Origin of the sequence: Oceaniradius stylonematis, from assembly GCF_965223445.1 — a bacterium.
In the GTDB taxonomy this organism is placed as follows: Bacteria; Pseudomonadota; Alphaproteobacteria; order Rhizobiales; family Rhizobiaceae; genus Roseitalea; species Roseitalea stylonematis.
Map to the genome: position 1 here is coordinate 282,992 of NZ_OZ244994.1, position 22,596 is coordinate 305,587.

Annotated in this window: 21 protein-coding genes; 8 read left to right on the forward strand and 13 right to left on the reverse strand. The window is 65.4% G+C overall.

Annotated elements, in window-relative coordinates:
• The first annotated feature begins 27 nt into the window (after positions 1-27).
• The 3 genes from ACOQOU_RS01450 to ACOQOU_RS01460 all read left to right on the forward strand — a co-directional run bounded on the left by ACOQOU_RS01450 (position 28) and on the right by ACOQOU_RS01460 (position 3,327).
• A complete protein-coding gene (locus ACOQOU_RS01450) occupies positions 28-366 on the forward strand; it encodes a P-II family nitrogen regulator (RefSeq protein ID WP_109769172.1) in 339 nt (112 codons plus the stop codon).
• Positions 367-425: 59 nt separating this feature from the next.
• Positions 426-1,832, forward strand: a complete 1,407-nt coding sequence (gene glnA, locus ACOQOU_RS01455; protein ID WP_109769173.1) for a type I glutamate--ammonia ligase — start codon at positions 426-428, stop codon at positions 1,830-1,832.
• 157 nt (positions 1,833-1,989) lie between these two features.
• Positions 1,990-3,327 carry a GH1 family beta-glucosidase gene (locus ACOQOU_RS01460; protein WP_306025658.1) on the forward strand — a complete coding sequence of 446 codons (1,338 nt, stop codon included), beginning with the start codon at positions 1,990-1,992 and terminating at the stop codon, positions 3,325-3,327.
• 5 nt (positions 3,328-3,332) lie between these two features.
• On the opposite strand, the gene ACOQOU_RS01465 is transcribed toward ACOQOU_RS01460, so the two are convergent.
• Entirely contained in the window at positions 3,333-3,662 is a 330-nt protein-coding gene (locus tag ACOQOU_RS01465) for an SMR family transporter (protein ID WP_306025659.1), read from the reverse strand.
• 122 nt (positions 3,663-3,784) lie between these two features.
• Here ACOQOU_RS01465 and ACOQOU_RS01470 point away from each other — a divergent pair, with 122 nt between their 5' ends.
• Both ACOQOU_RS01470 and ACOQOU_RS01475 read left to right on the forward strand, forming a co-directional pair.
• A complete protein-coding gene (locus ACOQOU_RS01470) occupies positions 3,785-4,738 on the forward strand; it encodes a 1-phosphofructokinase family hexose kinase (protein ID WP_306025660.1) in 954 nt (317 codons plus the stop codon).
• A gap of 68 nt (positions 4,739-4,806) precedes the next feature.
• Entirely contained in the window at positions 4,807-6,387 is a 1,581-nt protein-coding gene (locus ACOQOU_RS01475) for an MBL fold metallo-hydrolase RNA specificity domain-containing protein (RefSeq protein WP_306025661.1), read from the forward strand.
• Between the two features lie 36 nt (positions 6,388-6,423).
• Here the strand turns inward: ACOQOU_RS01475 and tatC are convergent, their stop codons facing one another.
• From tatC to ACOQOU_RS01525, 10 genes are all read right to left on the reverse strand, one after another.
• A complete protein-coding gene (gene tatC, locus ACOQOU_RS01480) occupies positions 6,424-7,263 on the reverse strand; it encodes a twin-arginine translocase subunit TatC (protein WP_420578896.1) in 840 nt (279 codons plus the stop codon).
• 23 nt (positions 7,264-7,286) lie between these two features.
• Positions 7,287-8,081 carry a Sec-independent protein translocase protein TatB gene (tatB, locus tag ACOQOU_RS01485; RefSeq protein WP_306025663.1) on the reverse strand — a complete coding sequence of 265 codons (795 nt, stop codon included), beginning with the start codon at positions 8,079-8,081 and terminating at the stop codon, positions 7,287-7,289.
• Between the two features lie 41 nt (positions 8,082-8,122).
• Positions 8,123-8,362: a twin-arginine translocase TatA/TatE family subunit gene (locus ACOQOU_RS01490; protein WP_109769178.1), complete on the reverse strand. Its 240-nt coding sequence runs from the start codon at positions 8,360-8,362 to the stop codon at positions 8,123-8,125.
• Between the two features lie 32 nt (positions 8,363-8,394).
• Positions 8,395-9,513 carry an ABC transporter ATP-binding protein gene (locus ACOQOU_RS01495; protein ID WP_109769179.1) on the reverse strand — a complete coding sequence of 373 codons (1,119 nt, stop codon included), beginning with the start codon at positions 9,511-9,513 and terminating at the stop codon, positions 8,395-8,397.
• 80 nt (positions 9,514-9,593) lie between these two features.
• Entirely contained in the window at positions 9,594-10,310 is a 717-nt protein-coding gene (scpB, locus tag ACOQOU_RS01500; RefSeq protein WP_420578897.1) for an SMC-Scp complex subunit ScpB, read from the reverse strand.
• A gap of 56 nt (positions 10,311-10,366) precedes the next feature.
• On the reverse strand, positions 10,367-11,179 hold the full coding sequence (locus ACOQOU_RS01505) for a segregation and condensation protein A (protein ID WP_306025664.1): 813 nt from the start codon (positions 11,177-11,179) through the stop codon (positions 10,367-10,369).
• A gap of 101 nt (positions 11,180-11,280) precedes the next feature.
• Positions 11,281-12,306: a beta-N-acetylhexosaminidase gene (gene nagZ, locus ACOQOU_RS01510; protein ID WP_306025665.1), complete on the reverse strand. Its 1,026-nt coding sequence runs from the start codon at positions 12,304-12,306 to the stop codon at positions 11,281-11,283.
• 80 nt (positions 12,307-12,386) lie between these two features.
• Positions 12,387-15,173 carry an SPOR domain-containing protein gene (locus ACOQOU_RS01515; RefSeq protein WP_420578767.1) on the reverse strand — a complete coding sequence of 929 codons (2,787 nt, stop codon included), beginning with the start codon at positions 15,171-15,173 and terminating at the stop codon, positions 12,387-12,389.
• A gap of 96 nt (positions 15,174-15,269) precedes the next feature.
• Positions 15,270-17,015: an arginine--tRNA ligase gene (gene argS, locus ACOQOU_RS01520; protein ID WP_306026596.1), complete on the reverse strand. Its 1,746-nt coding sequence runs from the start codon at positions 17,013-17,015 to the stop codon at positions 15,270-15,272.
• A 56-nt stretch (positions 17,016-17,071) separates the two neighbouring features.
• Positions 17,072-18,292 (reverse strand): deoxyguanosinetriphosphate triphosphohydrolase, encoded by a 1,221-nt coding sequence (locus ACOQOU_RS01525; RefSeq protein ID WP_306026597.1) that lies wholly within the window; start codon positions 18,290-18,292, stop codon positions 17,072-17,074.
• A gap of 130 nt (positions 18,293-18,422) precedes the next feature.
• Between ACOQOU_RS01525 and erpA the strand changes: the two genes are divergently transcribed.
• The 3 genes from erpA to ACOQOU_RS01540 all read left to right on the forward strand — a co-directional run bounded on the left by erpA (position 18,423) and on the right by ACOQOU_RS01540 (position 19,927).
• Positions 18,423-18,776: an iron-sulfur cluster insertion protein ErpA gene (gene erpA, locus ACOQOU_RS01530; protein ID WP_245412735.1), complete on the forward strand. Its 354-nt coding sequence runs from the start codon at positions 18,423-18,425 to the stop codon at positions 18,774-18,776.
• A gap of 46 nt (positions 18,777-18,822) precedes the next feature.
• Entirely contained in the window at positions 18,823-19,605 is a 783-nt protein-coding gene (gene xth, locus ACOQOU_RS01535; RefSeq protein ID WP_306026598.1) for an exodeoxyribonuclease III, read from the forward strand.
• Between the two features lie 70 nt (positions 19,606-19,675).
• A complete protein-coding gene (locus ACOQOU_RS01540) occupies positions 19,676-19,927 on the forward strand; it encodes a hypothetical protein (RefSeq protein ID WP_120222621.1) in 252 nt (83 codons plus the stop codon).
• A 28-nt stretch (positions 19,928-19,955) separates the two neighbouring features.
• Here ACOQOU_RS01540 and ACOQOU_RS01545 read toward each other — a convergent pair whose 3' ends face one another.
• Positions 19,956-20,765 carry a tetratricopeptide repeat protein gene (locus tag ACOQOU_RS01545; RefSeq protein WP_109768090.1) on the reverse strand — a complete coding sequence of 270 codons (810 nt, stop codon included), beginning with the start codon at positions 20,763-20,765 and terminating at the stop codon, positions 19,956-19,958.
• Positions 20,765-22,489 carry a dihydroxy-acid dehydratase gene (ilvD, locus tag ACOQOU_RS01550; RefSeq protein ID WP_306026599.1) on the reverse strand — a complete coding sequence of 575 codons (1,725 nt, stop codon included), beginning with the start codon at positions 22,487-22,489 and terminating at the stop codon, positions 20,765-20,767. The genes ACOQOU_RS01545 and ilvD overlap by 1 nt, the downstream gene beginning before the upstream one ends.
• Positions 22,490-22,596 lie beyond the last annotated feature (107 nt).

Sequence of the window (22,596 nt, forward strand, 5' to 3'; positions counted from 1 at the left end):
ACTCAACTGGTCGGAGGCGTCGCGAGGATGAAAAAGATTGAGGCGATCATCAAGCCCTTCAAGCTTGATGAGGTCAAGGAAGCGCTGCAGGAGGTGGGCCTGCAGGGCATCACGGTGACCGAAGCCAAGGGTTTTGGCCGCCAGAAGGGCCACACGGAGCTTTATCGCGGCGCCGAATATGTCGTCGACTTCCTGCCCAAGGTGAAGATCGAGATCGTCGTCTCCGACGAAACGGTCGACAGCGCGATGGAAGCCATTCGCAACGCCGCCCAGACGGGCCGGATCGGCGACGGCAAGATCTTCGTCTCTCCGATCGAGGAAGTCGTGCGCATCCGCACCGGCGAGACGGGCGCAGACGCCGTCTGACGGCCGACCGATACCCCAACACTCAACACTGCCACTTGAAAGGAAACAAAGGGAACACAATGAGTGCAAGTGACATTCTCAAGCAGATCAAAGACAACGATGTGAAGTTCGTCGATCTGCGTTTCAGCGATCCGCGCGGCAAGCTCCAGCACGTCACCATCGACTGCAATGTCGTCGATGAAGACATGTTCGCCGATGGCATCATGTTCGACGGCTCGTCCATCGCCGGCTGGAAGGCGATCAACGAGTCGGACATGAACCTGATGCCCGACACCGAAACCGCGCACATGGACCCGTTCTATGCGCAGTCGACCATGGCGATCTTCTGCGACATTCTCGATCCGGTATCCGGAGAGGGATACAATCGCGACCCGCGCATGACCGCAAAGCGTGCCGAGGCCTACGTCAAGTCCGGCGGCTTCGGCGACACGGCCTATTTCGGCCCCGAGCCGGAATTCTTCATCTTCGACGACGTCAAGTTCAATTCCGATCCCTACGATACCGGCTTCCAGCTCGACAGCATCGAACTGCCGACCAACACCAATGCCGAATACGAGACCGGCAACCTGGGCCACCGTCCGCGCACCAAGGGCGGCTACTTCCCGGTCAACCCGATCGACAGCGCCCAAGACATCCGGTCGGAAATGCTGACCGTTCTGGCGGAAATGGGCGTTGCGACCGAAAAGCACCACCACGAAGTGGGTGCGGCGCAGCACGAACTGTCCATGCTGTTCAACACGTTGACGCGCAAGGCCGACGAAGTGCAGCTCTACAAATATGTGGTGCACAATGTCGCCCACGCCTACGGCAAGTCGGCCACCTTCATGCCCAAGCCCGTCTTTGGCGACAACGGCACCGGCATGCACGTCCACCAGTCGATCTGGAGCGACGGCAAGCCGCTGATGGCGGGCGATGAGTATGCCGGCCTGTCGGAAACCGCGTTGTTCTACATTGGCGGCATCATCAAGCACGCCAAGGCGCTCAACGCCTTCACCAACGCCTCGACCAACTCCTACAAGCGTCTGGTGCCGGGCTTCGAAGCACCGGTTCTGCTCGCCTATTCGGCGCGCAACCGCTCCGCCTCGTGCCGCATCCCGTTCTCGGGCTCGCCGAAGGGCAAGCGCGTCGAAGTCCGCTTCCCGGACCCGACTGCCAACCCTTACCTCGCCTTCGCGGCGATGCTGATGGCTGGCCTGGACGGCGTGAAGAACAAGATCCATCCGGGCGAAGCCATGGATAAGGATCTGTACGACCTGCCGCCGGAAGAGCTCGAAGGCATCCCGACGGTCTGCGCTTCGCTGCGCGAGGCCATCGATTCACTGCGTGCCGACAGCGACTTCCTCAAGGCGGGCGGCGTCTTCGACGACGACCAGATCGAAGCCTATCTGGCACTCAAGGAGGAAGAAAACATCCTCTTCGAGCAGATGCCGCACCCGGTCGAATTCGACATGTACTATTCGGTCTGACCCGACCGCACTCCGAAAGGCCGCCCTCAGGGGCGGCCTTTTGCTTCGCAGCCAAGCCGCCCGCCTGCCGGAAGACACCCCAAAAAATCGCATCTGGCGGTCAAAGCGCTTTGGCGTATCCTCATGCATTCGTTCGTTGTGCTGGAAAGGGGGGCCGATGGCCAGCGCGCTGAACTTTCGACGCTCGGATTTTGCCGACGACTTCCTGTTCGGGGTCGCAACGTCTGCCTATCAGATCGAGGGATCGTCCTTTGGCGGGGCCGGCCCGTCGCACTGGGACACGTTTGCCGCGACGCCCGGCAACACAGCCAACGCCGAAGACGGCGCAATCGCCTGCGACCACTATCACCGCTATGAGGCCGATCTCGACCTGATCGCCGGGGCCAATCTGGACGCCTACCGGTTTTCGGTGTCCTGGGCACGGGTCATGCCCGACGGCCGCACGGTCAATCGCGAGGGGCTCGACTTCTATGACCGGCTGACCGACGCGATGCTGGAGCGCGGCATCAAGCCGATGCTGACGCTGCACCACTGGGACCTGCCGGCCGCGCTTGCCGATGAGGGCGGCTGGCGCAACCGCGACGTCACCGACCGGTTCGCGGACTTCACCGGCCATGTGATCGACCGCATCGGCGACCGCATGGCCGCGACCGGCACGCTCAACGAGCCCTGGTGCATCGCCTGGCTGAGTCATTTTCTGGGCAATCATGCGCCGGGCCTGCGCGACATCCGCGCCGCGGCACGGGCAATGCATCATGTGCTGGTCGCGCACGGCAAGGCCGTCGATGTGCTGCGCGCCGCCGGTCAGGACAATATCGGCATCTATCTGAACTTCGAGCCCGCCGAGCCGGCGAACGGCGACGACGGCGATGCCGAGGCCGCGCTCCGGTACCATGCGATCTACAATGAGTGGTTCCTCGGCGCGCTGTTCAAGAAATCCTATCCGCGCCGGGCATTGCAGGGGCTGCGGCCGCACCTGCCCGAAGGGTGGGAAGACGACATGGAGCAGATCGCACGACCGCTCGACTGGCTGGGCGTCAATTTCTATACCCGCAAGCTGATCGCCCACGATGCGGCCCAAGCGTGGCCATCTCTCAAGGAAGTCCCCGGCCCGCTGCCCAAAACCGACATGGATTGGGAAATCACGCCGGAAAGTTTCGAATGGCTTCTGGGCTGGATCGCCGAGAGCCACACCGGCGATCTGCCGCTGATCGTCAGCGAGAACGGCATGGCGTCAACCGATGTGCTGCTCAATGGTGCGGTCGATGACGGACCGCGCATCGCCTATCTGCAGGCCCATGTCGACGCCATGCGCCGTGCGATCGACAACGGCGCTCCGGTCAAGGGTTATACGGTCTGGTCGCTGCTCGACAATTACGAGTGGGCGCTTGGCTACGGCAAGCGCTTCGGCATTGTCCATGTCGATTATGGCACGCTCAAGCGGACGCCCAAGGCAAGCTGGCATGCGCTCAAGCAGGCGCTGGCGCGCGATTAGGCCATTCAGTGCGAAACGCTGTTTGACAGTGTGTTGATGACGACGACGCCGGCGACGATCAGCCCGATGCCGGCAATGGCGGCCGCGTCGAGCTTCTGGCCGAAAACAAACAGGCCGATCAGCGAGATGATGACGATCCCCGCCCCGGCCCAGATCGCATAGGCGACACCCACAGGGATCGTCCTCAACGTCAGGGCGAGAAAATAGAACGCGACGGCATAACCGGCGACGGTTATCAGCGAAGGCCACAAAAGCGAGAAGGATTCCGACGCCTTGAGCGCGGAGGTCCCGATAACCTCTCCGGTGATGGCGATCGCCAGATACAGCCATGGCATGCGGCAAACTCCCTTGATGAACCGTCGGCGGCTTGCCTGCCGCACGCTCCCTGCTACAACAAACCGGTTCGCGCCGACATACCCCGCCGCGCCGTTTTCACGCCAGGGAACGCCTGCCTGACATGGACCAGAAGCCCGTCGTCACCGTCACGCTCAACCCGGCGGTCGATATCGCCGCCGATGTCGAAACCGTCCGGCCCGATGTCAAACTGCGATGCGGCCCCGCGCAGTTCGATCCCGGCGGCGGCGGCATCAACGTCTCGCGCGCCATCGCCAAGCTCGGCGGACAATCGACCGCGCTCGTTGCATCGGGCGGGGCGACCGGCGAGATGCTGGCCGCGATGCTGGCTGGCGAAGCCATCGATGCCGTGACGATTGCCGCCGGCGGACAGACCCGACAGTCCTTCACCGCGCGCGAGACGACCACCGGCCGGCTCTACCGTTTCGTGCTGCCGGGACCGGACTGGAAACCGGATACGGAACACGCGCTGCTGACGATGCTGGAGGCGCACTGCGCGCCAGGCGCGCTCTTTGTCGTTTCCGGCAGCCTGCCGCCCGGCGCCGACCCGTCCCTGATCGAGCGCATGCACGAGACGGCTTCGCGTGGCGGCGCTTCGCTGATCGCCGACACGTCCGGTCCCGTGTTGCAGGCGCTGTGCGCGCGAACCGGCACGCCGCTGCACACGCTTCGCATGGACAAGGACGAAGCGCTCACCGCATCGGCACGCCCGCTCGACACGCCTGAAGACTTCGCCGGCTATGGCGCAACGCTGGTCGAGGCGGGCATCGCGCGGCATCTGGTCATCGGGCTTGGAGCGCGCGGCTCCGTCGGTGTGTCGGCGGACGAACAGATTCTCACCAGCCGCCCCGTCGAAAAGCCGCTGAGCGCGGTCGGCGCCGGCGACAGTTTCGTGGGCGCCTATGCGCTTGCCATCGCAAACGGCGAGGATTTTGCGACCGCCCTCGTCCACGGCACGGCGGCGGCGGCTTCGGCGGTCCTCACGCCCGGCACGCAATTGTGTGACGGCGATTTGGCCGTGTCGTTCCGCGCCGAGGTTGCCACGACGCGGCTCTGACGGCATCCGCCCTTCCCCCGGCACGGCAAATCTGCCACATCTTTTCACCGAAGATGGGGAGACGATCCATGGCAACGCTGACCTTTTACGGCGCCGCCGGCACGGTGACCGGCTCGTGCTCGATGCTCGACACCGGCACGACGCGCTTTCTGGTCGATTGCGGCCTGTTCCAGGGCAACAAGACGATCCGCAAGCTCAACGACGGAGACTTTCCGTTCAACCCCGCCGATGCCGGGTTTCTGGTCCTGACGCACGCCCATATCGACCATTCCGGCCTGCTGCCAAAACTCGTCAAGCACGGCTTTTCCGGGCCGATCTACGCAACCGAGCCGACCTGCGATTTGCTCGATTTCATGCTCCGCGATTCCGCCAAGATCCAGATGTCCAACACCGAGCGCTGGAACCGCAAGCGACAGCGCAAGGGGCTCGAACCGGTCGAACCGCTCTACACCGATGTCGATGCGGAAAACACGCTCAGGCTGCTGCGGCCGATCGGCGGCTATGAAGAATGGTTCGAGCCGGCGCCGGGCATCCGGATCAGATTCTGGAATGCCGGCCACATTCTGGGATCGGCTTCGGCCGAAGTGAAGTTCCCCGACGGTGACACCGGCAACACAATGCGGCTGCTCTTTTCCGGCGATATCGGCCCGGAGGAAAAGGTGTTTCATCCCGAACCCGAGGCCGAAACCGGATTTGACTACATCATCTGCGAATCCACCTATGGCGATCGCGACCGCGACGATTACACGCTCGAAAAGCGCCGCGACATGCTGCGCAAGGAACTGGTGCGCGGGCTCTCGGCAGGCGGCAATGTGGTCATCCCCGCCTTTGCCGTCGAACGCAGCCAGGAGCTTTTGCACGATATCGGCGTGCTGCTGGCCAATGGCGACATGCCCAACGCCACCGTCTTCCTCGATTCCCCGCTCGCCAAGAACGTCACGGAAGTCTTCATCAAGCATGCGGACACGCTGTCGGACGTGGCAATCGACAATGGCCAATTGTTTCGCGATCCCCAGTTCCGCCTGGTGCAGAATGTCGAGGAATCGAAAGCCATCAACCGCATCGATGGAGGCGCGGTAATCATCTCCGCATCCGGTATGGCCGATGCCGGCCGCATCCAGCACCACATCAAGAACAATATCTGGCGGCGCAACGCCACCATCCTGTTCGTCGGCTATCAGGCGCCCGGAACGCTGGGACACGTCATCACGTCGGGCGCCGACATGGTGCGCATCCACGGCAAGGAATATGTCGTCAACGCCGACATCCGTCGGTTGGGCAATTATTCGGCCCATGCCGATCAGGGCGAACTGATCGACTGGATCATGGAACGCACGCCCGTTTCCGGCGGCATATTCCTCAACCATGGCGACGACGACGCCCGCGAGGAACTGGCCCGCCTTCTGACCGATCGCGGCATCGACGCCGGCCATATCCACATGCCGCAATTCGACGAGAGCTTTGAGCTGGTGGCCGGCGACGCCCGGTCCAAGGGCCGCGTCGCCCAGCGCATACCGGCGGACGAATTGCTGACCGACTGGAACAACGATTATGCCGCGTTCATCGTCGCGCTGACCCAGCAGCTCAACACGGCCGACAACGATGCCGAACGGCGCGCGCTGATCAAGCGGCTGCAGGGCGTGCTCTGACGCACCCGGCCGCGTTACCTCGATGGGCGTGACCGATCAGGAAGCGCCGGCCTTGGCGGAATCGGGCGCCGCATCGCCGGGTTCGGGATCGTCGTCTTCCTCGTCCTCTTCATCATATTCGGACGGCGGCGGCTGGAAACGGCGCGCCATGAAGATCGACAGTTCGTAAAGAAGGATGGTCGGCACGGCGAGGCCGAGCTGGGTCATCGGGTCCGGCGGCGTCAGGATGGCCGCCGCGACAAAGGCGATGACGATCGCATATTTGCGCTTGTTTGCGAGCCCTTCCGGCGTCACCAGCCCGGCGCGCGACAAAAGCGTCAACGCGACGGGAAGCTGGAACACCAGCCCGAAGGCGAAGATCAGCGTCATGATCAGCGACAGATATTCCGACACGCGCGGCAGATGCTGGATCGAGGCGACGCCCTCGCCGCCGGTCTGTTCAAGCGACAGGAAGAACCACATCGCCATCGGAATGATCATGAAATAGACCAGCGCCGCGCCGATCAGAAACAGGATCGGCGTGGCCAAAAGAAACGGCAGGAACGCGCCGCGTTCATTGGCGTAAAGCCCCGGCGCGATGAACAGGTAGAGCTGCGTCGCGATCAACGGAAAGGCGAGCACGAGCCCGCCGAACGCACCGATCTTGATCTGCGTGAAGAAGAATTCCTGCGGCGCGGTGTAGATGAACTGCACATCGTCGGCGGTCATGCCGTGCCAGTCGACGGCCCATTGAAACGGCACGACCAACGCGTTGAAGATCGGCGTGGCAAAGGCAAACGACAGGATGAAACCGGCCAGAAAGCCGCCCACGCACCAGATCAGGCGGCGCCGCAACTCGACAAGATGCTCCATCAGAGGCGCGGCGGTCGCCTCCATCTGCGCCTCTTCGTTGTCTCGGCTCACGACGTTGTGCTCCCGCCGGTGTCCTGATCGGCGGCCGCCTTGGCGGACTGGCGCTTGCGCGGCTTTGACGATGCGGTCTTCGCCGAGGCGGTTTCGGCAGAAGCGGTCCGCTGCGATGCGGTCTTCGCCGTCTTGGCCGACGGGGACCTGGACGCTGCGGTGCTTGTCCCCCTCTTGCGTGTCGAGGACTTGGAGGCCGCGCCGTTCGCCGAGGTCCTGGACGACGGTTTTGCGCCCTTGGCGGGCTTCTCAGTTGCGCCGCCCTTGGCGGTCTTGCCGCGCGCCCGCGCTGTGGCAGGCGCCTTTGCGGCGGTTGAGGACGCGGGTTCTCCAGCGCGCGCGACCGGCTCCGCCGCCGGCTTTGCGGTCTTGCCGCTCCCGGTCCTTGCGGCCTGCGCCGCGCGCGCTTTCGCGCCGGCCTGATCGAGGCCCATCTGGGGCGGGCTTTTCGGCAGTTCGGGCAGTTTGCTGTCGCCCATGGCCCGCTTCATGTCGGCGTCGATGTCGCGGCCGATCTCCTCGAGCGGCTCCGACAGCGGATTGAGCGCATCCTTGATCTGCCGGCGCGGATCGAGCGACCGCACATCGTCGGCAAGCTTGCGCACATCGTCCAGCTCCGCCTCCTTGAGCGCGTCGTCGAACTGCTTGCGGAAATCGCCGGCCATCCGGCGCACGGAACTCATCGTGTTGCCGAACCCGCGCAGGACTCGCGGCAAATCCTTCGGTCCGATCACAACGATCAGAACGATGGAAATAACCAGAAGTTCGGTCCAGCCGAAATCAGGCAGCATCGATCAGTTACCTTGCGCACACAGCGCGCGCCGCCCGGCCGTCAACCCTTGTTGACGGCGTCCTTGACATCCTTGACGCTCTCTTCCGAGCGATGCTCGACGGTGCGGGCCGGCTCCTCGGGCGTCTCCTCGTCCTCGGCGATCTCGTCCTTCATGCCCTTGCGGAAATTCCGGATGCCCTTGGCCACGTCGCCCATCAGTTCGGGAATCTTGCCGCGTCCGAACAGGAGCAGCACGATGACCAAGACGATGATCCACTGCCAGATGCTGAAGGCGCCCATGGATAGCTCTCCCTTAAATCCTTTGGGTTCACTTAAGCGCTTTCGCGCCCGCTTTCAAACAGCAATATGTCGCCGTTGCGTACCGAAATGGTGACATCGCGCGCATCGCGCGCCAACTCGTCGGCGCGGATGCGGGCGCTCACCGGCTTGTCCGCACCCTGGATGGCGATGAGCAACTGTTCGGAAACGCCCAGAAAGCGCCGTGCCGTGATCCGTCCCGGGACCGTTCCCGGCGGCGGCATGCCGCCGCCATGGGCGGCAACGTCAAGGCCGGCGGTGCGGATCGCGACCGTCAGTTCGCTTCCTGGAGCGTGGCGGCCTGCGTCGAACCGGCCCAGCGGCGTTTCCACGCCATTGCCCTCGACTCGCGCGTCGAACGTATTGAGTTCGCTGAAGAACCCGGCAACGAACAGATTGGCCGGATCGTGGTAGATTTCGTCCGCCGTGCCCGCCTGCACGATCCGCCCACGGTCGAGAAGAGCGATCCGGTCGCCAAGCCGCATCGCCTCCTCGGCATCGTGGGTGACGACGATGGTCGTGGCCCGCATCTCGCGCAGGATCGCCAGCGTTTCGGCGCGCACCGAGTCCTTGAGCCGCGTGTCGAGGCCGGAAAACGGTTCGTCCATCAGCATCACCGACGGCCGCGGCGCGAGCGCCCGGGCCAGCGCGACACGCTGCTGCTCGCCGCCCGACAGGACGTCCGGATAGGAATTGACGTGATGGCCGAGCCCGACACGGTCTATCGCCAACTGCGCCTCGCCGGCGGCGATGCGCGCCGCCATGTCGGTCAGCCCGAAGCGGACATTCTGCGCCACCGTCATGTGCGGAAACAGCGCGAAGTCCTGGAACATCAAGCCGACCGAGCGCTTTTCGGGAGGCTCGAAAACGGAAGGCCCGGCGACTTCGCGCCCGTTCATCAGGACACGGCCGGCGGTCTGCCGCTCAAGGCCAGCCGCAACGCGCAGGAGCGATGTCTTCCCCGATCCCGAAGGGCCGAGCAGGCACAGGATTTCCCCCGCCCTGACCGTCAGCGAAATGCCCTTGAGCGTGTGCACCGGCCCGTAATGCAGGTGTATGCCCTCAAAGGTCAGTTCGGCGGCGAAGGTGACGCCCGTGCGCGGCGGCGGCGCTTTGGCCGGCGCTGAAGCCATATGCGTGCCCGTTAAACCCGTGTGACCGCGAGCATCTCTCCGCTCGCCCGGCAGAACCGCGAGTTCAGCCGGCAGGGCTGTCAATCATTGCCCGCTTTCGGTGTCAACAGACCCAGTTCTTCCAGATCGATGTCGGTCAGCGGTTCCTCGTCCTCGCTGAGCGTGTCCGGATCGGCAGACGGATTGGGCATCGCAAAGCCCGACGGCAGACGGGCGGACAGCAGACCTGCCGCCTTCAGCTCTTCCATGCCTGGCAGGTCACGCAGCTCCGACAGGCCGAAATGGTCCAGAAACGCCAGCGTCGTGCCATAGGTCACCGGCCGGCCCGGCGTCTTGCGGCGCCCGCGATGTTTCACCCAGCCGCTTTCGAGCAGCACGTCCAGTGTGCCCTTGGATGTTTCAACGCCGCGGATCTCCTCCATCTCGGCGCGCGTGACCGGCTGGTGATAGGCGATGATCGCCAGAACTTCGAGCGCGGCCCGCGACAATTTGCGCTGCTGGATCTGTTCGCGGCTCAAAAGGAAGGACAGGTCGGACGCGGTGCGAAATGCCCAGGAACTGTCGATGCGTACCAGATTGACCCCGCGCGCCTCATAGGTCTCCTGAAGCTGCGCCATCACCAAGGATACATCGATGCCGTCCGGCAGCCGTTCGGCCAGCGCCTTTTCCGTCACCGGCTCGGCGGAGGCGAAGACCAGCGCCTCGGCCATGCGCGCCGCTTCGGCCAGCGCCATGCGCGTCGCCGGATTGTCGCCGACCGTGTCGCGGCGGTCCGGCGCGTCGAACGCTTCGTCCAGCACCTGGTTGAGATCGCCGATGCCGAGCGCGTCGCCACCCTCGTCGATTTGATCCGTCACTGCGCCCTCTCCCCATCGCTGTCCGCCCCGGTCGTTGCCCGGCCCGCATCCCGCATCATCAGCGGCGCGAACGGCCGGTCCTGCCTGATATCGATCACGCCCTCGCGCACCATTTCCAGACTGGCCGCGAACGCGCTCGCAATCGCCGTCGTGCGCTCGCGCGGCGACGGCACATAGGCCAGAAGGAACGCATCGAGCGGCGTCCAGTCGGTCATCGTGCCGATCAGCCGGGTCAGAATGTCGCGCGCATCCTTGAGCGACCAGACGGTGCGCTTTTCCATACGCACTTCGGTGTTGGTGTTGCGCTGCCGGGTGCCCCCATAGGCCGCCAGCAGATCGTAGAGATTGGCCTGGAATGCCGATTTGCGCTCGATGACGACCGTTTCGGGCATGCCGCGCGCGAACATGTCGCGGCCCAGCCGATTGCCGTTGATCAGCCGCGCCGCCGCATCGCGCATCGCTTCGAGCCGGCGCAGGCGGAATTGCAGGATGGCCGCCATCTCTTCGCCCGACGGCTCGTCGGTCTCGCGCTGCTGCGGCACCAGAAGGCGGGACTTGAGATAGGCCAGCCACGCCGCCATCACCAGATAATCGGCCGCAAGCTCTATCCGCAGCGCCTTGGCGCCTTCGATGAACGCCAGATACTGCCGGGCGAGATCGAGCACCGAAATCTGCGTCAGATCGACCTTCTGGTCGCGCGCAAGGTGCAAAAGCAGGTCGAGCGGCCCCTCAAAGCCGTGAACGTCGACGACGAGCGAGGGTTCGCCGGTGGTCCGCTCCGGGCCGTTGTCCTGCCACACGGCATCCATCGGCACCGGCCTGGTTGGCCGCGGCGCCTTGGATGTTTCCGCACTCTTGGGCTGCGCCCCTGCCATCGTGCCGTCGCTCCATGGTGGCCGGCACCCGCCGCCTAGGCGACCGTCGCGACCAACCGTTCAAATTCATCGCGCAGCGCCGCCGTTTCGGACGCCGCGCTGCCAGTCCGGCGGGCCATGGCGGTGGCCCGGCCTGCGCGCTCCAGCGCCTTGCCCGACAATTGCGGCGCGGCCTCGGCGACGGGCCGCATTTCATCGAGCAGGCCGTTGCAGTGTAGAACGACGTCACAGCCCGCCGAAAGCGAAGCCTTGGTCCGCGCCGAGAAATCCCCAGAAAGGGCGTGCATCGACAGATCGTCGGTCATCAAGAGCCCGTCAAAGCCGATCTGCGTCCGGATCACTTCGCCGATCACGCGGGCGGATGTGGTTGCCGGATTGTCCGGGTCCAGCGACGTGTAGACCACATGGGCGGTCATCGCCATCGGCATGTCCGCCAACTGCCGGAACGGCTCGAAGTCCGTCGATGCCAGCGTCTCGATGTCGGCATCGATCACGGGCAGCGCCTTGTGGCTGTCGACCAGCGACCGGCCATGGCCGGGTATATGCTTGATCACCGGCAAGACACCGCCCTCCAGCAAACCCTCGGCGGCAGCCCGGCCCATCTCGGCGACGCTCTTCGCATCGTGGCCGTAGGCGCGGTCGCCGATCACATCGTGAGCACCGGGAACGGGCACATCGAGCACCGGCAGGCAGTCCGCATCGATGCCGAGCGGCAGAAGGTCGGCTGCGTGCAGCCGGCTCATCAGCCGCGCCGTGTGCAGGCCTTGCGCGCGGTCTTTCCTGTAGAGCGCGCCGAGCGCCGCTCCCGACGGATAGTTCGGCGCGATCGGCTGGCGGATGCGCTGCACCCGCCCGCCCTCCTGATCGATGAAAACCGGCGCATCGGTGCGGCCGACGATATCGCGGAACCGCGCCGTCAGATCTGCGATTTCGGCCGCTTCGCCGATGTTGCGCGCAAAAAGGATCAGGCCCCAGGGCCGTTCATCGGCAAAGAAAGCCGCTTCCTCGTCGGTCAGACGGGGGCCGGAACAGCCGAAAATGATCGCCTTTGATTCGGTCATGGCCCAGCATAACCGCTTGCCGGCAAAACGAAACGGGCGGCCACGCCGCCCGTCTGGTCGTCGGTGATGCCAAAAACAGCCTATCGGGCCACGAAGCAGTTGCCGCCCGACGCCTTGATGGAGTTGCACAGGGCGTTGGCGTCACCCGAGCCGTTGGCCGCCACCCGCACCCGGTAGAACGTGCCGCGTCCCTCGATCACCGCGCGCTGGATCGTCAGACCGCGCCCCGCGATCAGCCCGCCATATTGCTGTGACAGGCGCGTCGCCGTTGCGCGCGCGGATTCTTCCGAAGGCAAGGCGGCCAGTTGAACGGAAAAGCCGGTCGAGCCGCTGGTCGTCGTCACAGGCACGGCGGCCTGCTGGGCGGCCGCTGCGGCTTGCGGTGCCGGTGCCGGCGCAGCGGCCGGTGCGGCAGCGACCTGCTGCCGGTTGACCACATTGACCGGCTGGTCCGACGGGCGATCGCGGATCAGCGGCGGCGTCGCTGTGGTCGTCTGCACGCGCCGAACGACCACCGGTGCTGCCTCGCTGGCGGCCTCAGCGGCCGCTTGGCTTGCGGGGGCGGCAGACGTGCTGCTTGCCGCATCGGCTACTGGATCGTTGGCCACCGGCGCGGCCGGTTCGGCGGCGTCCGTCACGGGAACGCCGGCGACGGTCTGCGGCGCTTCAACGACTGGTGCGGTCTGAGGCGCAGCCGGCTGGGTCGCCGCCGGCGCGGATGCGACAGGCGTTTCGGTGGCGCCCGGATCGGCCGTGGCGGTTTCAACCGGTGCAGGCGCGCGCTCCTCAAGCGTGCCGTCCGGCCGGACGATCAGCGTGCGCACACGCCGCGGCGTGATCGGCGCGACGGCATCCGATGACGACGCTTCGGTGCCGCCCTCGGTCAAACGGTCTTCCGCCTTTTCGCCAATCGCCACGGCAGCCGGCAGGCTGTCGGCGGGGGCGGTCGCAATATCGACCGGCTCTTCCGCGGTCGAAACGAGATTCTGCTGCGAGGGTTCCGCTGTGTCGCCATCGGCGAACACGGCGCGATCCTGGTTCGGCACGGTGGTGCCACCCGGATCGTCCGGCTCGATCTTGACCGGCGCGTCATCGGCTTCGACGAGCACAGGACCGTCATCGACCGCGCCATCGCCGCCTGAAAGCGCCAGGACGCCGGCAACGCCCGCAACCGCCAGGCCGGCCACGACGAGGCCGATGACCATGCCGCGCCGGCCGGACCGTTCGGCCGGCGCCGGCGCCGGCGTGGCATTGTCCTCGACGGCATCGAGGTCGAGACCGTCCGCACCGCGTTGGGCGTTCAGATCATGGCCGACGAATTCCATGTCGCGGGCCAATTCGGCTTCGAACTGCTCGGAATCGAACGCCGCCGCCATCGCGGCGGCGGGCGCCTGATCGGCATTTCCCTGCGCGAGACCGACGGGCTGGGGCGTCGCGTAGGGCTCCCGGTCGAACGCATCCTCGAACGCAGCGCCCACGCCGTCAGGCGCCTCGGCGGGGCGGGCATCGCCGCCATCGAACTCGGGAACCTCGAAGTCGCTGGCCGGAACGGCTTCGAAAGGGCTCATGTCGACCATGTCGAGCATCGGCGCCGGGTCCGCGTTGGCCGCAGCCATGGCGGCCGGCGGCACGGAGGCCGCATCATCGTCGAGCGACAGGGCGCCCGACAGATCGGCATCCAGCGCTGCTTCGAAATCGGCATCCATGGCGTCGAGCGTCCGTGCCACATCCGGCTCGGATGCGGCGGACGCCTCAGCCTCTGCGTCGGTCGCCGGCGGCTCATAGCCCATGATCGCGGCCAGTTCGTCGACCGGATCCAGCGGTTCGGCTTCGGCCGGCTGATCGTCGGCCGGCGCGGCGTCGGACAAATCCCGCGAAACGAAAGGGTCTTCGTTGGCGTCCGTGCCGTCAGCGGCAGAAAGTTCCTCGTCGAACGCCGCGGCGAAATCCTCGTCGAGGCTTGGCGCTCGTGGCGCCTCAACGCCCATGTCTGGCTCCGGCCCGAATTCGGACCGGTCGGCAGCCTGCAATTCCGGCGCGGACGGTTCATCCCACATCGGCACCGGCGTCTCCGCCGGATCGGCTAAGACATCGCCGGCCGGCGCCGCGCCCAGAGGCGAGGCATCGAAGGAGCCCCGATCCTTCGGCGCCGGATCGACCGGCTCGGCACCCCATTCGGCGTCCGGCATCATGCTGGCCGTTCCGGCGGACATCTCCACCGGCGCGGGATCCATATCGTGCGTGGCGGACTCTTCGGCGACGGGCGCAAGGCCGGCATCGTCCGAAGGCGGCGCAGGATCGGCCGCCGGCGGGGCGGCCATGGCGGGCCCGGTGTTCGCCGGAGGCACGTCGGTGGCGGGCTCGGCCGCCCTGTCCCCGGCCAGCATCGCGGCCAGTTCGTCTTCCAGCGTGTGCGCAGCGGGCGCCGTGTCGGGATCCGGTCCAGGCGTTGAAAGAAAGGCCGGCACCTCGTCGAAGGCGTCGGAGGCCGGCGGCGGCGGCGCCTCCGCTTCGGACGGCGATGGCGGCCATGTATCCATGGCAGGCGCGGGGTCGGCCAGGGGCGGCGAAAGCTCTGGCTCCATCACCGGCGCGGATGGATCGTCGGCCGATGTCGTGGCATCGATATCGGGACCGCCGCCGATGAAGGGCGGCAAGTCCACCGGCTCGGCCGGCGCTTCCTGCGGCGTCAGTTCGGCAAGCAGCGCATCTTCGAGATCGATCTGCCGCGCCTCGGGTTGCGCGCCGCCATCGGGTTCGAAACCGGCAATCTGCGACAGTTCGAGCAACGGATCGATCCCGCCAGGGCCGTCGGCCGGCAGGTCATCGTCGGAACGGAAAGGCTTGCGGTCGGCTGTGTCGGCCATGATAGCGGTCCTGAACTCTTACCCGGCAGGCCGGGTCGCACCCCGCCCCGCATTGACGCTACTGCCAGCGCAATATGGGCAAAACGTGACCCGCGATCACCGCATCTCGGTAGGCGCATCAACGCCCAGGATCGCAAGCCCCGACTGCAGAACGTTCAACACGCCCTGCACGAGACCCAGTCTGGCTTGCGTCAATTGTCGGTCGTTAACCTTAACAAAGCGTAAGGCGTCATCGGAGGTGCCCCGGTTCCAGTGCGCATGCAGCGCGCTGGCGACATCGTACAGGTAAAAGGCAACGCGATGCGGCTCGCGCGCCGAGGCCGCCGCCTCGATCAGGCGGGGATATTCGGTCAGCTTGCGCACCAGCGCGATCTCGCCCGGATCGGTCAGCCGGTCGAGCGCGGCCGGATCGGGCGAGATCGCGCCCATCTGCTCGGTCGCCTGCCGCAGCACCGAATGGCACCGCGCCGACGCGTATTGCACGTAAAAGACCGGGTTGTCCTTGGACTGCTCGGTGACCTTGGCAAAATCGAAATCGAGCGGTTCGGAGCTCTTGCGGTAGATCATCATGAACCGCACCGCATCGCGTCCCACCTCGTCGACCACCTCGCGCAAAGTCACGAACTGGCCCGACCGCTTGGACATCTTCACCGGTTCGCCGCCCTTGTAGAGCTTGACGAGCTGGGTGAGCAGCACGGTCAGCATCGCCTTGCCGCCGGAGACCGCGCGTGCCAGCGCTTCCATGCGCTTCACGTAGCCGCCATGGTCGGCGCCGAGCACGAAGATCATCTCGTCGAACCCGCGTTCGAACTTGTCGACGAAATAGGCGACGTCGGCAGCGAAATAAGTGTACTGGCCGTCCGACTTGACGAGCGGCCGGTCGAGATCGTCGCCGACATCGGTCGATCTGAACAATGTCTGCTCGCGGTCTTCCCAGTCGTCGGGCAATTGGCCCTTGGGCGGCGGCAGCGTGCCCTTGTAGACATGGCCCTTCATGGTCAGTTCGTTGATCGCGGCGCGGATTTTCCGTGCGCCGTCGGCATGCAATTGCCGCTCGGAGAAGAAGACGTCGTGATGGACGTTCAACGCCGCCAGATCGGCCCTGATCATGTCCATCATGGCATCGATGGCAACGTCCGTTGCGATCCGCAGCGCCTCGTCCTGCGGCTTGGTCAGAAGCGCGTCGCCATGGGCGTCGGCCAATGCCTGGCCGACCGGCTTGAGATAGTCCCCCGGATAGAGCCCCTCGGGGATCGCGCCGATCTCCTCGCCCAGCGCCTCGCGGTAACGCAGCAGTGCCGACCGGCCGAGCGCCATCACCTGCACGCCGGCATCGTTGATGTAATATTCCTTGACGACATCATGGCCCGCAAAGGCCAGAAGGTTGGCCAGCGTGTCGCCGACCACGGCACCGCGGCAATGGCCCACATGCATCGGCCCGGTCGGATTGGCCGAGACATATTCGACATTGATGTTGATGCCCTGCCCCATCTCGCTGCGGCCATAGGCAACGCCCTTGTCGAGGATTTCGGCAAGCTGCGCGGTCCAGAAACCGTCCGAGAGCCGCAGATTGACGAAACCCGGCCCGGCCACCGACGCTTCGCTCACATCGGCATCGGCCGCCATCGCATCGGCGATCCGCTGCGCCAGCTCGCGCGGGTTCTGGCCCACCTTCTTGGCCAGAACCATCGCCGCATTGGTCGCCAGATCGCCATGGTCGGGATCGCGCGGCGGCTCGACCTGAATGCGCGACAGGTCGGGCGCCGAGCCATCGGCGGCGGTCAGGTCCATCCGCTGGACGGCATCGGTGATGCGGTCGCGGAACAGGGCGAAAATGTTCATCGAACGATCCTGGAGGGTGTGGGCCGGCGTCGTGCTGCCAGCGTTTGCGCGGCTGGCTAACGCAAATCCGGTGTCCGGTCAAACAGCCGCCGATGCTCGGAAAGCGCGAACGTGTCGGTCATGCCGGCAATGTAATCGGCAACGCGGATTGCGAGCTGCGTCTCGTCCAGGGCGGTTGCGTCATCGGCCCATTCGCCGCCCATCAGCGACGGCGATCGGGTGAACCGGCGGAACAGGTCATGCACCACCGCCTCGGCCTGAGCGCGCACCCGCATCACCTCCTCGTGTCGGTAGAGATGCTCGAACAGGAAGCGCTTGAGGCCCGCTTCGCGCTCCGCCATGGCGGCGGAAAACCGGGCCAGCGTTTCACCGGCATCGTGAATGTCGGCAACCGATTGCGGGATTTTCCGGTCAAGGTTGGATGCCGTCTCGGCGATCACATCCTCGACCATCGCCGTCATCACCCGGCGTGTCATCTCATGCGCACGGCGGCCATCGTCGAGACCGGGATAGTGATCGTCGACAATCGCCAGCGCCTCGCCCGCCAGCGGGACGCCGCGCAGCATGTCGAATGTCAGCAGCCCGGCCCGCAGCCCGTCATCGAGATCGTGCGTGTTGTAGGCGATGTCGTCGGCAATCGCCGCCGCCTGCGCCTCCAGGCCGGCATGCCGCTGGACCTCCAGGTCGTGGCCGGCCAGATAATCGGCGATTGCGCGGGGCACCGCCTTGCCGCCAACCGGCGTACCCGTTGCCGGGTCGATCAGCGGTCCGTTGTGCTTGACGAGGCCCTCCAGCGTCTCCCAGGTCAAGTTGAGCCCGTCGAAGCCAGCATAGCGCCGCTCCAGCCGGGTGACGACGCGCAGCGCCTGGGCATTGTGGTCGAACCCGCCATGGCCGGCCATCAGCGCGTCGAGCACATCCTCGCCCGTATGGCCGAACGGGGTGTGGCCGAAATCGTGGACGAGCGCCACCGCCTCCGCCAGATCGTCATCGATGCGGAAGGCGCGGGCCAAAGCACGGGCGATCTGCGCCACCTCGATCGTGTGCGTCAGCCGCGTGCGGTAATGGTCGCCCTCATGGCTGAAAAAGACCTGCGTCTTGTGCTTGAGCCGCCGGAAGGCAGTCGAATGGATGATCCGGTCCCGGTCGCGCTGGAACGGCGTTCGCGTCGGGCTTTCCGGCTCGGCGATCAGCCGGCCACGGCTTTTCGCCGGATCGGTGGCATAGACCGCCCGCCCGCCGAACCCGAAGCCGATATCGCCGAACCGCCCTGCCATGGCCCGTCGCTGCCTTTTCCCGAGGTCATGCGCGCATGACCTGCCCTCACGCATATTGACGGCGGCTCCGGGCGTCCATACCTTCCGGTCAACAAATCCGAACCGGCGCGCTGTGCCGAAGGGAACGATCATGACCGCACACGACCAGACGATGACGGGCAAGCAGGTCTCGGTGACCGACGCCGCCTTCGCGCGCGTCGCCAAGGTACTGGAAGGCGAGCCCGAAAAGGACGCGCTGCGCGTGTCCGTCGAAGGCGGAGGCTGCTCCGGCTTTTCCTACAAGTTCGATCTCGTATCGGGCCGCAACGACGATGATGTTGTGCTTGAAAAAGACGGCGCAACCATCCTGGTGGACGAGCTTTCTCTCGTCTACATGGGTGGCTCGGTGATCGACTTCGTCGATGATCTGATCGGCCAGTCCTTCCAGATCAAGAACCCCAACGCGGTCGCAAGCTGCGGCTGCGGCACGTCGTTCACGATCTGATTCGATACGCCCCTTTGCCCGGACCCGCACGCGTGAACATCGCCCCATGAAGATCGCGACGTGGAACATCAACGGCGTCAAGGCGCGCATCGACACGGTCTTGAGCTGGCTGGAACAGTCCAAACCCGACATTGCCTGCCTGCAGGAGATCAAGTCGGTGGACGAGAATTTCCCGCGCGAGGCCTTCGAGGCGCTCGGCTACAATGTCGAAACCAACGGCCAGAAAGGTTTCAACGGCGTTGCGATCTTCTCGCGCCTGCCTTTCGACGAGGTCAATCGCGGGCTGCCCGGCGATGACGACGACGAGCAGGCACGCTTTATCGAGGGCGTCTTTTCGACCGGCAATGGCGTTTTGCGCGTCGTCTCGCTCTATCTGCCCAACGGCAATCCGGTCGATTCGGACAAGTTTCCCTACAAGCTGGGCTGGATGGACCGGCTCGACGCCTGGGCGCGCGAGCGTCTGGCGCTCGAGGAGCCGCTGGTGCTGGCGGGCGATTACAACGTCATCCCGATGCCCGGGGACTGCCACGATCCCGCCGTCTGGGAGGGCGATGCGCTTTATCGGCCCGAAAGCCGGGGTGCATTCCGCCGGCTTGCCAATGCCGGCTTCACCGACGCGCTGAGGGCCGTGACCGACGCCCCTGAAACCTATACGTTCTGGGACTATCAGGCCGGCGCCTGGCAGAAGAACAACGGCATCCGCATCGACCATCTGATGCTGTCGCCGGAAGCTGCCAACCGGCTCGAATCGGTCGACGTCGAAAAGCATGTGCGCGGCTGGGAAAAGCCGTCCGACCATGTTCCGGTCGTCGCGCAGATGGCGTTCTGACCCGACCCTGCAACCGGCGGTTTGTGAATTTTCGTCAAATGTGGAACACTCTCCGCGCCGGAGGTGCGTCATGATGAAACGCTGTCTTGCAGTCATTTTGGCGGTCGGAGCAGTTTCCCTGCCCGCGCCTGCCCTGGCCCAGAAAGTCGTGGGGCCGGACATTCCCTGCACCTGCCGCTTCAAGGGACAGGATGTCCCGGTTGGTCAGACCATGTGTCTCGATCTGCCGTCCGGCGAGGTTCTGGCGACCTGTGATCGCGTTCTCAACAACACCGCCTGGAAGACCGTGCAGCAGGGTTGCCCCGTGCCGGGATTGTCATAGATCGGTTGAACCGGCTTGTTGCGCGGCCTCAGCGGCTCGCCATCTCCTCGGCCAGCACCATCGCGGTGCGGCGGTCGGCCTCCGAAGACAGCGCGAACGCTTCCTCGTGGACGGGCCGGATCCAGACGCGGTCCTGCGGTCCGGCCCTGTTGAGGGCAGCCGTCAGCATCGACAGCCCGCGCACGGTCTGGCCGCGCTCGAACAGCATCTGACCGAGCATGGCCTGCGCCCCGACATGGCCCTTGCCGGCCGAAAGGTTGAACCAGCGCGCGGCCTGACGCGGGTCGGCATGGCCGCCCTCGCCGTAAAGCAGCATGCGGCCCAGCTCGAACTGGGCGTTGGGTTCGCCGAAATTGGCCGCCGCCTGCCAGTAGAGTTCGCGCGCCTGCGCCGGATTGGCCACGACCGGCGAATTGGGAATGCCCCGCTGCACGTAGCTGGCCAGCGAGACCAGCGCATTGGCGACGAAGGTGGACTCCTGCGAGCCGGGCGCGGCGCCTTCGCGCACGATGCCCTGGAACAGCTTGAAGGCTTCATAGTCGTTTTCCGCAACGCCGTCGCCGGCCGCATACATGTGGGCCAGCTTCCAGCGGGCGCCCGAATGACCCTGTTCGGCGGCATCGCGATAGGCGCGGAACGCCTCGTCCTTGTTGCCGCTCTGATAGGCGGTAAAGCCGAACCGGAACAGCGAACGAATGCTGTTATGGGCGGGCGCCGAAGACACACCGCCCTGCTCGTCGAACGCGTGGGCCGCCGGGACGGCGGCTGCGGCAACACATGTCGCCAGGCCGAGGGCGAGAACGCCCCCGAGCCATTCCTTGAACGCAAACTGCGACATCAGATGTCCGCGTAACACTGTTTTTCCTTCGCCCCGCCCGGATGGGTCACCGCGCCATGGCGCGCATCGCCAACCGTCTGGGCATATTTCCATAGCGTGCCGGACGTATAGTCCGTTTCACGCGGTTTCCATTCCTTGCGGCGCGCGGCCAGTTCGTCCTCGCTCAACGCCACATCCAGTGTCCCCTCGACTGCGTCGATGGTGATCTCGTCGCCATCGCGCAACAGCCCGATCGGGCCGCCCACCGCCGCTTCCGGCCCCACATGGCCGATGCAGAAGCCACGCGTCGCCCCGGAAAAGCGGCCGTCCGTGATCAGCGCGACCTTGTCGCCCATGCCCTGGCCGTAGATCGCCGCCGTCGTCGACAGCATTTCCCGCATGCCCGGTCCGCCCTTCGGTCCCTCATAGCGGATCACCAGCACCTCGCCGGCCTCGTAATTGCCGCCATTGACGGCATCGAAGCATTCTTCCTCGCTGTCGAAACAGCGCGCCGGGCCGGTGAATTTCAGCCTCTTCATGCCTGCGACCTTCACGATCGCCCCGTCCGGCGCCAGATTGCCCTTCAGCCCGACCACGCCACCTGTTTTGGTGATCGCCTTGTCGACCGGATAGACAACGTCCTGCTCGTCGTTCCAGCGCACATGCTCCATGTTTTCGGCCAAAGTGCGGCCAGTCACGGTCATGCAGTCGCCATGCAGGAAACCGCCGTCGAGAAGCGCCTTCATCAAAAGCGGAATGCCGCCGGCCTCGAACAGGTCCTTGGCGACATATTTGCCGCCCGGCTTGAGGTCCGCGACATAGGGCGTCTTCTTGAAGATCTCGGCGACGTCGAACAGATCGAACTCGATACCGCATTCATGGGCGATCGCCGGCAGATGAAGCGCCGCATTGGTCGATCCGCCCGATGCGGCGACGACGGCTGCGGCATTTTCCAGCGCCTTGCGCGTGACGATGTCGCGCGGGCGGATGTTGCGGGCGATCAGTTCCATCACCTTTTCGCCGGCGGCAAAGCCGAACCGGTCGCGGATTTCGTAGGGCGCCGGCGCACCGCACGAATAGGGCAGCGACAGGCCGATCGCCTCGGCAACGGTCGCCATCGTGTTGGCGGTGAATTGCGCGCCGCACGAGCCCGCCGACGGGCAGGCCACCTGTTCGAGTTCGGCCAGATCCTCGTCACTCAGATTGCCGACCGAATGCTGGCCAACCGCCTCGAACACATCCTGGACAGTGACCTGCCGGCCCTTGAATGTGCCGGGCAGGATCGAGCCGCCATAGATGAACACGGACGGCACGTTCAGACGCACCATGGACATCATCATGCCCGGCAGCGACTTGTCGCACCCCGCAAGGCCGACGAGCGCGTCGTAGCAATGGCCGCGCATGGTCAGTTCGACCGAATCGGCGATCACATCGCGCGAGACGAGCGATGCCTTCATGCCCTGATGGCCCATGGCAATGCCGTCGGTGACGGTGATCGTGCAGAACTCGCGCGGCGTGCCATTGGCCGCGGCAACGCCCTTCTTGACCACCTGCGCCTGCCGCATCAGCGCTATGTTGCAGGGCGCGGCTTCGTTCCAGCACGAGGCGACGCCGACCAGCGGCTGTGCAATTTCTTCGGACGACAAACCCATCGCATAGAGATACGAGCGGTGCGGTGCACGCGCCGGCCCGACCGTCGTGTAACGGCTGGGCAGTTTGGATTTGTCGAATACAGGCTTGTCCATTGTGGTCCGATCCTTGTCGCTTGTCCCTTGGGGCAACGCAAAGTCACCCGCCGGGCAGCGCGCCTCCGGGGTTGCGCGCGGTTTATGACGGAAAAGGGGCATCCTCC